This window comes from Brevibacterium picturae, from assembly GCF_030453725.1.
Classification (GTDB): Bacteria; Actinomycetota; Actinomycetes; order Actinomycetales; family Brevibacteriaceae; genus Brevibacterium; species Brevibacterium sandarakinum_A.
The window spans coordinates 21,168-33,444 of the sequence record NZ_JAKDJU010000016.1 but is presented as its reverse complement, the minus strand read 5'-3'; the positions used below and the strand labels follow the sequence as shown (position 1 = coordinate 33,444).

The window sequence follows — 12,277 nt, the reverse complement described above, 5'->3', positions numbered from 1 at the left end:
AGAGCGGCCCGTTCTCAGTTTTCCACGTTAGCAGGGGGCACGAGGAGCCCGAGGTCACGCAGGTCGCTGCGCAGCTGCTTCGCATCGGTGAAGAGCAGGCCGATGAAGTCGAGTTGGGTCGCGGCATCGACATTCGTCTGCAGGTCGTCGACGAAGACCGTGCGCTCGGGTTCGAGGTCGAAGCGTCGACTCAAGAGGTGAAAGATCTGTGGGTCCGGCTTGATCAGCTTCTCCCGGCCCGAGACCACGATGTCGTCGAGCTCATTGATCGCCGGAGCGACCTGGGGCGCGTGGTGGAAGGTCTCGGCCGACCAGTTCGAGAGTCCGAGGAGCCGGACGCCTGAAGCCTTGAGCTCATCGACGACCTCGGCCATGCCGTCGATCGGGCCCGTCAGTGACAAGGGGAATCGCTCGTAGTAGAGCTCGACTATCTCACCATGCCGTGGATCGGATTCGGTCGCCCGCGCGATGACCTCTGTGATCGGCACTCCGCGATCAGCCAGCGTATTCAACGAGGGGAAGTCCGCCTCGGCGGCGAATTCATTCCACTCATCGTGGCTCATCCGATCGGACAGCGGCAGGGACTGGTCCCAGCCGATGAGGACATTGCCCAGATCGAAGACGATGGTGGTGGGGTGTGGGTCTGTGGGCTGGGGCATTGCGGCATCACCTGCTCTGTGCGGGACAATCCTGGCCCCCTACGCTACAGACTTCAGAACCCGGGAGCGACAATCTGCCGACTGTCGGCCCCGGAGCGCCGTGCCCGCCTGATATCAGTCTGCGGAGAGTCGAGCCTGCATCTGCTGAAGATGGTCGACGAGAGCACATCGAGCATCTTCGGCGCCCAGCACTGCAGGCTGCCACACCAAGTGGGAGGCCAGACCGTCGATGACGGCGTGGAGAAGGGTCACTTCGGTCTCGAATCGTTGAGTCCGCTGAGTCGAATCCGACGATCCGTTCCCGACTGTCTGGTCGATGACGAGGCGGCAGGCTGTGCGGACACGCTTCCACGCACTGACTTTCGTCTCCTGCAGGCCGGGGTCGGACCCGGCGGCGGAGAAGACGGCGAGATAGACCTCCATCTCGAGGCGACGCTCCTCGTCCAGGGGCAGCAGCTCTCGCGCGATGTCCTCAGCGGACTCGAGTGGGCTCTCCCGGGACGGGAGCTCCCTCACACGTTCACCGGCCCGATCGATGACCAGTTGCATGGCGAAGGAGAGGAGTTGGGATTGGCTGGCGAACACGTGCCGAAGCGACCCGACGGACAGCCCGGCTTCCGCCGCCACTGTGCGCACGGAAGCTCCGCCGACTCCCTCGCGGACGATGACTCGCCACGCTGCGGCGGCGATCTCTTCGCGCCGACTCTCATGATCGATGAGCTTGGGCATGAGAAGTCCTCTCCGACTGGGATGCGAAGTGTCGACGTGCGGAGGCAGGAATCCAGAGCAGCCCGATCATGAGGACGTGCAGAATGTCCGTCGGGATCACCGCCCACAGGAACATTGCGCCCTGAGCTGCCGAATAGAGGCTGAAATAGGTGGCGATCACCAGGTAGATCGTCAATGTGATGCGAGCCCAATTGCGTCCGCGCAGCACGCGGGGGACCAGCCAGAGCAGCAGCGCGACGTCGACGAGGTGGAGGACGACCGCGTAGACGATGGTCGCGACGAGGACCCAGTCCATCCATTCGGGATTCAGGCCACCCCCGGTGTCCTCGTCGATGGCGGCCCTCAGCCCGGCCTGATCGATCATCATGACGATGGGAAGGGCAATGAGCAGAACAATGCTGGCGACGACCCCGACGACCAGCCAGCGCAGCGGCCGCGGAGCTCGTGTCGGCCGCGGAGCTCGCGTCGGCGGCGGGCTGGCGGCATTGCCTGCCTTGTGGTGGTACGACTGTGATTCCATAGCTGAAAGCCTATGATTCACCGCGATGGGGCGGCAATGGGTCCACGACACTCAGGCGATTGCCCGCGAAATCCGGGTGTCGCTCGATCCGACTGCCCGGAACCTTCGTTGCAGGTGACTTCCGTGCAGAGCGCAGCGATTCGCGAAAGCGGGCATCAGCAGGTTATCGTTGAGTACTCAATGAGTTAACAATGAAAGGGTGTGTTTCATGTTGGAGCTGTGCATGCGACTCGTGCGAGCCGATACAGAGATCCGGCGAAAGCTGGAGGTCCAGGGGCTGTCGCTCAACGATCTGACCGTGCTGCAGAGTCTGTGCTCCGCGCCGGGTCGACGACTGCGTCGCGTCGAGTTGGCCGATCGTTTGGGAATCACCCCCTCGGGGATCGCTCGCTTGGTGGCACCGCTCGAGAAGCTCGGCTATCTCACCAGAGACTCCGATCCGCACGATGCGAGGATCGCGCTCGTGTGCGTGACCGACGTCGGCGCCGAACTCTATCGGGACGCGGTCACGGTCGCCGACGAGAAGGCCACTGCCCTGCTGGGTGACCTCTTCGACTCCGCCGAGCAGGAGCAGCTGACCGAACTGCTGGGACGCCTGGCTCCATCGTTCGCACGAAGGCCTGTGGCTCAGAAATGATTGCGACGAGCCCTTCGGTCCGGAATCGCCGGTGGGTCCTCACGCAGAGGCCGCAGGGCAGGTCGGTCGCTTCCTGTTTCGAACTGCAGGAGGAGCAGGTGAAGCCGCTGCAGGTGGGCGAAGCAAGTAGGGCCAGGATGGAGGGATTCGTCTTCTTCGACTACCGCGACAGATTCGGGTTGATGACCCACAGATTCCCGGTATCAATGCCCCGGAACGCCGAAAAGCGTGCGGTCGTGATCGGAGCAGGTGAGAACACAAGCTCCAAACGCGAACACACGCTTTTGGTAAAACTGAGGGTAACTCCGCTCCCGGCGGACGACCACTATCGACGAATCAACGGCGATCAGGCTGGGATCGGAGAGTTACGCGTTTCTCAGAGGGGACGAACGCTGGTGGCCTGAAGGCCCTTGGAACCCATTTCCGAGTCGAAGTCGACCTTCTGACCCTCGGTGAGTTCGCGGTAGCCGGTGGCGTCAATCGCGGAGAAGTGAGTGAACACGTCAGCCGAACCGTCGTCAGGCTGGATGAATCCGAATCCCTTTTCCGAGTTGAACCATTTCACGGTACCTGTAGCCATAATCTTTGTATCCTTATTTTAAACTGGTGACCGCCGGAGCGATCTGGATGGTCGGACCCTTTTGTGGGCCCGGCTGTTCACACTCTCAGGGACCCGAATTGGTCGACATCGCCGATCAGTGGACCGTCTGATTGTGTGACTTTCCGCTGGATGATCTGCGCATTGAGCGCAGGTCCGACGAAAAACTGTGGAGACACCGACAGTCCGGAGTTCGTGCTGATGAGAAGAATCCTTGCCTCAGGCGAAAGCGGGAAAGCTCGGTATCGGTAATGCACTCGAAGGTGCTGGACGGAAGCCGCAGAACGGCTGGATTGAAAAGTCAGAAAAAATCTTAAGAGGCGCGGACGGTAGACACGCGCCAACTGGCAACTGCACGGCGCCAAGCGAATCTACCTACGCTCGCGACACCATGTGTTCCGCACAGTTTCGTACGGGAACAATTTAACTCTAACAGAATGTCGGGGCCATCGGTGCCAGAAAGTTCGGAGAAACCATGTTTAGGATTGTATGCAATCTGACCCCGGCCTCGAAGTGATCACAGATGCAGCTCCCCAGCACCGACCCTCAATGGCAGCAACTGGACCCTCAACGGCAGCAACTGGGCACGCGGCGTCAGCGCCGCCTGGCCGCGAAGTACCGCCGTCGCCGTACCATCGTCGCCTTGGTCGCGGTTCTCGTCATCGCAGTCCCGGTGACGATCGTGGCCGCCGTGAACGGTCTGAAGGCGAACATCACGTCCTCGCCGCTGCGCGCAGGGGGCGGCGAGGTGCCGGAGAAGATCACGAACGAGCTGAATGTCCTCATCCTCGGCTCCGATACTCGTGAGCTCGACGGTGAGGACTATGGTGCGGCCGATGGCGCTCGCAGCGATGCGATGATCGTGGCCCACATCTCCGACGACTCGTCCCGCATCGACGCCGTCCAGATCCCGCGCGACACGATGATCGACATGCCTGCCTGCGAGGACACCGGATCCGGTGCTTCCGCGGCGCAGCGGTCGATGATCAATTCGGCACTCAATCAGGGTCCTGCCTGCTCGGTCACCGCCGCCGAAGAACTCACCGGAGTCCGCGTGGATCACTTCATCGAAGTCAACTTCGACGGCTTCGCCACGATCGTCGATGCCTTGGACGGCATCATCGTCGATCTCGACGAACCCTTGCACGACGACAAGGCGAATCTCGATCTGCCGGCAGGGACGCAGACCCTGGGCGGCACCGATGCTCTGGCACTTGCACGGACGCGTCACGCTGTCGGTGACGGCAGCGACATCTCGCGCATGGGCAACCAGCAGATGGTCATGAACTCCATCATCGACAGAGCGAAGAGTTCCCACACGCTGTCGAGACCCGACCGGATGTACAGCTTCCTGGACGCAGTCACCTCATCGCTGCGAGTCGATGAAGGACTCGATTCGATCTCGGCACTCGGCTCACTGGCCTCGACCGTGTCCTCGGTACCCGAAGACTCCATCACCTTCGCGATCATGCCGTGGCAGCCGGCACCGGACAATCAGAACCGCGTCGTCAAATCTCCGGCGGCCTACGATGTCTTCTCCGCAATCACCGCAGATGAGCCGATCGACGAGCTGGTCGACCTCGTCGACTGACTCGCGGAGCTCGTTCACGGCGTGGGGCCGACTGACCCGACCGAGCCGATCAGAACCCGCTCCGACACGCCGTGAACGTTTCCGATCTGCGGCAGTGTCCAGACAGTATTCATCCTCGGCGTTTAGACTGCCCGGATGTCTACGATTGAAATCACCAAAGACAACTTCGAGTCAACCATCACCGACAGCTCGATCCTTCTTCTCGACTTCTGGGCCGACTGGTGCGGCCCCTGCAAGCAGTTCGCACCTGTGTACGAAGAGGCCTCCGAACAGCACTCGGACGTGACCTTCGGCAAGGTCGACACCGAAGCCCAGCAGGAGATCGCTGGTCTCTTCTCGATCTCCTCGATCCCGACTCTCGTCGCCTTCCGTGAGGGCATCGTCGTCTTCGCCCAGCCCGGCGCGCTCGCCGCACCTCAGCTCGAGCAGGTCATCACCGCGGTCAAGGAACTCGATATGGACGAGGTCCGTGCGGAACTGGCCAAGCAGGAGGCCGAAGCAGACGAAGGCTCGGAAGCCGCCGTCGAATCCGAGGCAACCGAGGTGTCCCCCGAGCCGGGAACTCAGCAGTGACCGAACCCCAACAGGTCGCGAATGCCGGAGTCCCTGACTCCGTCGCGGCCTGGGAAGAACGCTACGCCGGAGACGACGCGGTCTGGTCGGGCAACCCCAACGAGGCCCTTGTCGCCACGGTCGGCAGTCTCACCCCCGGCCGGGTCCTCGACGTCGGCTGCGGTGAGGGGGCTGACGTCATCTGGCTGGCCGAGAACGGCTGGGACGTCGTCGGCATCGACCTGTCGCAGACGGCCATCGACCGGGCCACAGAGGCCGCAGCCGCGAAGGGTGTCACCGCATCCTTCGAGGTCGCCGACGTCTCCACCTGGAGCGGATCGGGGCCCGGTTCTGCCGAACCGGAGCAGACAGACGGCCCTCGCCGAGGCGGCTTTGACCTGGTCGTCGGCTGCTTCCTCCACACCCGGTTGCCCGACACCCGGGAAGAGCTTGTCGGGAAAGTGGCCGAGCACGTCGCGCCGGATGGCAGACTGCTGCTCATCTCCCATGCCGAAATGCCGCCCTGGGCGCAGAACTATGATGAAGAACTGGGCCACGGTGAGGGCCACCACCATGAACCGGTGAGTCCGAACGGTGACTTCGCCCTGCTCATCGGCGGCAGTCCCGTCCGGTGGGAGATCGATCTCGCCGAACTGCGCACCCGTGAGGTCGAAGGGCCCGACGGCCAGCCGGCCGAACTCGACGACAGTGTGCTTCTGGCACACAGGATCACGGATTGAGAACACCGCGTCTCACCTCGTGAAACACCTCGAAAGATCGTGACCGATTTGGTCACCACCGGCCATCGAGAGGGGCTAGGGTTGAGCCATGGCTCGGTTCAGTCCTCTCGAGTGGCCGGTGATTCGGCAGCTGCGTTCATCCGATGCGTCGGGACGCGGCGAATCAGTGGTGTCCCAGAAGACGCGTGAGACCACCTCACGCACCGCCACAGCAGACAAGATGGTGCAGTCGGTCTGCCCGTACTGCGCAGTCGGCTGCGGCCAGAAGGTCTTCGTCAAGGATGACAAGGTCATCCAGATCGAAGGCGACCCTGACTCACCCATCTCGCGGGGCCGTCTCTGCCCCAAGGGAGCCGCCAGCGAACAGCTGGTCAACGCCAACGGACGCGTCACCGACGTCCTCTACCGAGCCCCTCGAGCCAAGGACTGGCAGAAGCTCGATCTGAATACGGCGATCGACATGGTCGCCGACCGCTTCATCGAAGCCCGCCGCAACCACTGGGAGGACTTCGACGAGAAGGGCCACCCGCTGCGTCGCACGATGGGGATCGCCAGTCTCGGCGGGGCGACCATCGACAACGAGGAGAACTACCTCGCGAAGAAGCTCTACACGGCGGCGGGTGCGATTCAGATCGAGAACCAGGCGCGTATTTGACACTCCGCCACGGTTCCCAGTCTGGGAACCTCGTTCGGGCGAGGCGGCGCCACACAACCCGTCCAGGATATGGCGAATGCGGACTGCATCATCATCCAGGGATCCAATATGGCCGAGTGCCACCCAGTGGGCTTCCAATGGGTGACCGAGGCCAAGGCCCGAGGTGCCCGCGTCATCCACGTCGATCCTCGTTTCACGCGCACCACGGCGGTTGCCGATAAGCACGTCCCGATCCGGGCCGGCTCCGACATCGTCCTGCTCGGTGCGCTCATCAACCGCGTCCTGAGCGACGGTCTGCACTTCGACGAGTACGTCCGTGCCTACACAAATGCGACGAACCTCATCAGTGAGAACTATCAGGACACCGAAGACCTGGGCGGACTCTTCTCCGGATTCGACCCGGAGACGAACTCCTACGACAACTCGACCTGGTCCTACCAGACCGACGAGTCGGGGGCCCCGGTCACCGATGAGTCTCTGCAGGATCCGCGCACGGTGTTCCAGATTCTCAAGCGCCACTATGCCCGCTACACCCCGGAGATGGTGGCCGAGAACTGCGGCATCAAGCCCGCCGACTTCGAATACCTCGTCGAGTCCGTGACCCAGAACTCCGGGCGCGACCGCACCACCTGCTTCGCCTACGCGGTGGGCTGGACCCAGCACTCGCTGGGGGCGCAGTTCATCCGCACCGCCTCGATCCTCCAGCTGCTGCTGGGCAACATGGGACGGCCGGGCGGCGGCATCATGGCCCTGCGCGGACACGCCACGATCCAGGGCTCGACCGACATCCCGACCCTGTTCAACCTGCTGCCCGGCTACCTGCCGATGCCCAGCGCCGGAGTCCACGAGACCTTCGATGACTACGTCAAGGCCGTCGGCACCCCGGAGACCCACAAGGGCTACTGGGCCAACGGGCGCAGCTATGCCACGAACCTGCTCAAGGCCTGGTGGGGTGACGCAGCGACGAAGGACAACAACTTCGCCTACGACTATCTGCCGAAGATCAACGGAGCCCACGGCACCTATCAGACGCAGGTCCGCATGCTCAACGACGGTGTCGACGGGTACTTCCTGCTGGGCCAGAACCCTGCTGTGGGTTCGGCGAACGGGCGGATGCAGCGCATGGCGATGAGTCACCTCAAGTGGATGGTCGTCCGCGACTTCCGACTCATCGAATCCGCCACCTGGTGGAAGGACGGTCCGGAGATCGCCAGCGGTGAGCTGGCCACCGAGGACATCGAGACCGAGATGTTCTTCATGCCCGCCGCCAACCACACCGAGAAGGCCGGCACCTTCACCCAGACTCAGCGCCTCGTGCAGTGGCGGCACAAGGCCGTCAACCCGCCCGGCGATGCGCAGAGCGAACTGGATTTCTTCGTCGAACTCGGCAAGCGAGTGCGCGAGAAGTTGAAGGACTCCGAGGATCCCCGCGATCGTCCGCTCCTCGACATGACCTGGGACTACCCGATCGACGAGGAAGGCGAGGTCGACCCGGAGTCGGTCCTGGCCGAGATCAACGGCTACTACGTCGGCGGCGACAAGGACGGGCAGCCGCTTGACAACTTCAACCAGATGACCGACGACGGCACCACCGCCGGTGGCTGTTGGATCTACGCGGGCATCTACTCAGGCGGTCAGAACATGGCCGCCAGGCGCAAACCCCGTGACGAACAGGACGAGACTGCGGCCGAATGGGCGTGGGCATGGCCGGCGAACCGTCGCATCCTCTACAACCGTGCCTCGGCGGCGCCGGACGGCACACCCTGGTCGGAGCGGAAGAAGTTCGTCTGGTGGGACGAGGAGACCGGCAAGTGGACGGGCAAGGACGTGCCCGACTTCCCGATCGACCGTGCGCCCTCTGCACGGTCGGACCGACCCCACGGCGGTCCCGCCAACCTCGACGGGGACGACCCGTTCATCATGCAGGCCGACGGCAAGGGCTGGCTGTTCGCACCCAGCGGCATGGTCGACGGGCCGATGCCCACGCACTACGAGCCGCAGGAATCGACGGTTGCCAACCCGCTCTACGATCAGCAGAGCTCACCGACGCGTCTGGTCATGCGCCGCGAGGACAACCTCTCCGCGCCCGGTGCCGGCACCCCCGGCTCCGAGGTCTACCCGCATGTGTTCACGACCTACCGGCTGACCGAGCACCACACCGCCGGTGGCATGTCGCGGTGGCTGCCGTACCTGTCCGAGCTGCAGCCGGAGATGTTCTGCGAGATCTCACCGGAGCTCGCCGCCGAGGTGGGTCTTGAGCCCTACGGCTGGGCGACCCTGGTCTCCCCGCGGGCGGCCATCGAGGCCCGCGTGCTCGTGACGAAGAGGATGACGCCGCTGAGGATCGGTGGGAAGACCATCCACCAGATCGGGCTGCCCTACCACTGGGGCGTGGGCGGGGATGCCACGGTCGAAGGCGACTCCGCGAACGACCTGCTGGGTGTCACGATGGATCCCAATGTGTTCATCCAGAACAGCAAGTACGTGGCCGGAACGATCTTGCCGGGCAGGCGTCCGCGCGGTCCCGAGCTCGTGGACTTCGTCGAGAAGTACCAGCGCGAGGCGGGGCTGAGCCCTGAATCGGGCAACCAGCTCGTCACGGTCTCCGATGACGTGGTCGCCGAGTCCCTCGCCGCTGATTCTGCGGCCACCAAGGGCGGGCATCCGCATCGCGGTGGCGACTCCGCAGTCGGTGTCACCCCGGGGCGCACTTTCGGTGGCGAATCGACCGACAGCGCCGGATCGACCGACAGCGCCGGATCGGAGAGCCGTTCCAGTGGCTCCGACGCCGAGGCGGCGGGAAGTTCGGCATCGGATGACGCCGCCAGCGCCGTCGACAGTGCCGACGATCGCACGGGTCGGGTCGATCTGCGACCCATCGATGCCGTGGACCGGAATCGGACCGAGACCATTGACGCCAACCGCGCCGACGACGGGGACCCGACGGACGGGGATCCCGACCGCGGCTACATCGGCAAGGATGCCGGCAAGATTCAGCAGGGCAACCTCGGCGAGGGGGCACGTGATTCCGGCGGCCGAAGCGACGAGGCCGCTGACACGAATACGGTGGACAATAGAGAAAACGAGGAGGAGGACTGATGTCGACGACTGTCGATCACGACGCTGTTGCGGACGGGCACTGGCATGGTTCCGCGCACGAGCGCAAGGGCTTCTTCACGGATACCTCGATCTGCATCGGCTGCAAGGCCTGCGAGGTCGCCTGCAAGGAGTGGAACAACAACCCGCAGGACGGGACCTTTGAGCTCCTCGGCTCCTCGTATGACAACACGGGCAGCCTCGGCGCCAACACGTGGCGACATGTCGCCTTCGTCGAGCAGGACGGCGAACGGATCGAGGCCGCCCGCGAATCCGGGCGGAAGCTCGTCAACCTCGGCATGCCGTCGATCCGGCCCCGCACGGACGAGTCGGAGGCCCAGCCGCTCGGCGGTGCCCTGGGTGCGGCAGCCGAGGGATCCGGTGGCGGGCTTCCCGAGACACCACCGATGGGCATCGACCTGCTGGCGCCCGGCGCTCTGGAACCGAGCGACCCGGCGGACATCGCCAACATGGACACGACGCCCCCGGACACCGAAGATTTCCGGTGGCTGATGTCATCGGACGTGTGCAAGCACTGCACCCACGCCGGCTGCCTCGACGTCTGCCCCACGGGAGCCCTGTTCCGCACGGAATTCGACACCGTCGTGGTGCAGAACGATGTCTGCAACGGCTGCGGCACGTGTGTCGCAGGCTGTCCCTTCGGCGTCATCGAGCGCCGCGACGACGGCACGATCAACACACCCACCGACCGCGACGATCGCAAGGCCGCGGACATGGATGTGCCGGACAAGAACACGGCCAACAAATGCACGCTCTGCTACGACCGCCTCGTCGACGGTCAAGAACCGGCGTGCGCACAGACCTGCCCGACCGAGTCGATCAAGTTCGGCGACCACGAGGACATGGTCGACAAGGCCCACACCCGCGTCGCCGACCTCCACGCGAAGGGCATGACCGAGGCGCGCCTCTACGGCGCCAACCCGAACGACGGCGTCGGCGGAACCGGGTCCGTCTTCCTCATCCTCGACGAACCCGAAGTCTATGGCCTGCCGCCGGACCCGCGGGTGCCGACGAAGGACCTGCCGCAGATGTATGCCTCCGCCGGCATGGCGGCGTTGGGCATGGTCGCTGCAGCCGGACTCGCGTTCCTCGGGAGCCGCCGTCCATGAGCACATCCGAATACGACTCCTACCGCCCACCCGAACCGGAAGGCGGACGGAAGAAACGTCGCCGAGGCGGTCGCGGAGGCCCGGGCGGCTCCGGTCGTGGGGCTGGCGGTTCCGGTCGCGGTGGTACCGGCGGTCAGGGGTGGAAGAACCGTGGGTCCGAGGGCAACCGTGAGATGCCGATGGTCGAGGACGTCGAATTCTCCTCCTACTACGGCCGATCGATCGTCAAGGCTCCGCCCTGGGGCGACGAGATCGCGCTCTACCTGTTCCTCGGCGGCCTCGCCGGAGGATCGAGCCTCCTGGGCCTGGGCGCACAGTTCAGCGACCGGCCGGGCCTGCGCATCGCCACCAGACTGACGGCGATCACGGCGACTGCTGCCGGTGGAGCCGCACTCGTGGCCGACCTCGGCCGGCCCGAACGCTTCCTCAACATGATGCGCGTGTTCAAAATCAGTTCGCCCATGAGCCTGGGCACCTGGATCCTGTCAGGATTCGGCGTCGGCTCGGGTGTGCTCACCGCTATCGAGGTCGACCGCCTGACCGGTCTGCGGCTTCCGCTGGGTCCGCTGCGTCGAATTCTGCACGCTTTCGAGACTCCTGCCGCGCTAGAGTCGGCACTCTTCGCCACTCCTCTGGCCGCGTACACCGGAGCGCTCCTCGGTGATACCGCGGTTCCCACCTGGAATGCAGCTGGTCGCAACGGCCTCTCGTTCGTGTTCGTGTCCTCGGCCGCCATGGCGGCCGGTGGAGCGGGCATGGCCCTGGCTCCTGTGCGTGAGACCGGACCGGCTCGCCTGCTGGCACTCGCCGGTGCCGCCGGCGACGTCATCGGCATGGACCGGATGAAGAAGGGCATGCACCCCGCCGAGGTGGATCCCCTTGAGGACGGCGAACCCGGCCGCAAACTCCACCGGGCAGAGAAGCTGCTCATCGCCGGTGCGGTGGGTACCGCCGCCGTCGAGGTGGGCGCCAGGGTCTTCGCGAAGAAGGTTGCTCAGGGTGCTGGGGCCGGTGGAGTCGGGACCGGAGGTGCTGGGTCCAGCAGTCGCAGCTGGAAGACTCGAGCTGCACTTCGGGCTCTGTCGGTCGTCTCCGGCGCTGCAGTCGCGGCCGCCTCGGCGTATACGCGTTTCGGGGTGTTGGAGGCCGGAATCGAATCGACGAAGGACCCGCGCCACGTCGTCGAACCCCAGCGCGCTCGCCTCGAGGAGCGCCGGGCCCGCGGCATCGTCGATGACTCGATCACGACCGGGGTTTGAGGTCCGGCGGTCAGCTGCGGGCGCATCACTCGCTGGTCGCCGTATCGCCGCTGAAGCGTAGTGCTTCCTACCCGGAGCCGTATCTCCTCCCGGTATTTCTGCGTTCTCCAT

At 64.6% G+C, this 12,277-nt stretch carries 11 protein-coding genes and 1 pseudogene; 8 read left to right on the top strand and 4 right to left on the bottom strand.

The genetic code is table 11. The features are described 5' to 3' along the window. Positions 1 to 14: 14 nt before the first annotated feature. The 3 genes from L0G76_RS03400 to L0G76_RS03390 form a co-directional block, all read right to left on the bottom strand. Positions 15 to 659, bottom strand: coding sequence for an HAD family hydrolase (locus L0G76_RS03400; RefSeq protein WP_304355925.1), 645 nt, complete (start codon positions 657 to 659; stop codon positions 15 to 17). Between the two features lie 114 nt (positions 660 to 773). After that, a complete protein-coding gene (locus L0G76_RS03395) occupies positions 774 to 1,388 on the bottom strand; it encodes a TetR/AcrR family transcriptional regulator (protein ID WP_304355924.1) in 615 nt (204 codons plus the stop codon). Beyond that, positions 1,366 to 1,908: a hypothetical protein gene (locus tag L0G76_RS03390; RefSeq protein WP_304355923.1), complete on the bottom strand. Its 543-nt coding sequence runs from the start codon at positions 1,906 to 1,908 to the stop codon at positions 1,366 to 1,368. Before L0G76_RS03390 ends, L0G76_RS03395 begins: the two co-directional genes overlap by 23 nt. Positions 1,909 to 2,131: 223 nt before the next feature. On the opposite strand from L0G76_RS03390, the gene L0G76_RS03385 reads away from it, so the two are divergent. Together L0G76_RS03385 and L0G76_RS03380 are read left to right on the top strand one after the other, a co-directional pair. Then, a complete protein-coding gene (locus tag L0G76_RS03385) occupies positions 2,132 to 2,545 on the top strand; it encodes a MarR family winged helix-turn-helix transcriptional regulator (RefSeq protein WP_304355922.1) in 414 nt (137 codons plus the stop codon). Positions 2,546 to 2,643: 98 nt separating this feature from the next. Further along, entirely contained in the window at positions 2,644 to 2,949 is a 306-nt protein-coding gene (locus tag L0G76_RS03380) for a hypothetical protein (protein WP_304355921.1), read from the top strand. Here L0G76_RS03380 and L0G76_RS03375 read toward each other — a convergent pair. Further along, positions 2,922 to 3,125, bottom strand: a complete 204-nt coding sequence (locus L0G76_RS03375; protein WP_092105266.1) for a cold-shock protein — start codon at positions 3,123 to 3,125, stop codon at positions 2,922 to 2,924. The two genes, L0G76_RS03380 and L0G76_RS03375, sit on opposite strands and share 28 nt — an antisense overlap. A gap of 541 nt (positions 3,126 to 3,666) precedes the next feature. On the opposite strand from L0G76_RS03375, the gene L0G76_RS03370 reads away from it, so the two are divergent. The 6 genes and pseudogenes from L0G76_RS03370 to nrfD all read left to right on the top strand — a co-directional run bounded on the left by L0G76_RS03370 (position 3,667) and on the right by nrfD (position 12,166). Further along, entirely contained in the window at positions 3,667 to 4,734 is a 1,068-nt protein-coding gene (locus L0G76_RS03370; protein ID WP_304355920.1) for an LCP family protein, read from the top strand. A gap of 135 nt (positions 4,735 to 4,869) precedes the next feature. Then, entirely contained in the window at positions 4,870 to 5,307 is a 438-nt protein-coding gene (gene trxA / locus L0G76_RS03365) for a thioredoxin (RefSeq protein ID WP_304355919.1), read from the top strand. Further along, positions 5,304 to 6,026 (top strand): class I SAM-dependent methyltransferase, encoded by a 723-nt coding sequence (locus tag L0G76_RS03360; RefSeq protein WP_304355918.1) that lies wholly within the window; start codon positions 5,304 to 5,306, stop codon positions 6,024 to 6,026. The genes trxA and L0G76_RS03360 overlap by 4 nt, the downstream gene beginning before the upstream one ends. An 88-nt stretch (positions 6,027 to 6,114) precedes the next feature. Next, positions 6,115 to 9,276 (top strand): annotated as a pseudogene (fdnG, locus tag L0G76_RS03355) (formate dehydrogenase-N subunit alpha); the annotation flags it as partial. Positions 9,277 to 9,779: 503 nt separating this feature from the next. Further along, on the top strand, positions 9,780 to 10,907 hold the full coding sequence (locus L0G76_RS03350; RefSeq protein WP_304355917.1) for a 4Fe-4S dicluster domain-containing protein: 1,128 nt from the start codon (positions 9,780 to 9,782) through the stop codon (positions 10,905 to 10,907). Then, positions 10,904 to 12,166, top strand: a complete 1,263-nt coding sequence (gene nrfD, locus L0G76_RS03345; RefSeq protein WP_304355916.1) for an NrfD/PsrC family molybdoenzyme membrane anchor subunit — start codon at positions 10,904 to 10,906, stop codon at positions 12,164 to 12,166. Before L0G76_RS03350 ends, nrfD begins: the two co-directional genes overlap by 4 nt. Positions 12,167 to 12,277 lie beyond the last annotated feature (111 nt).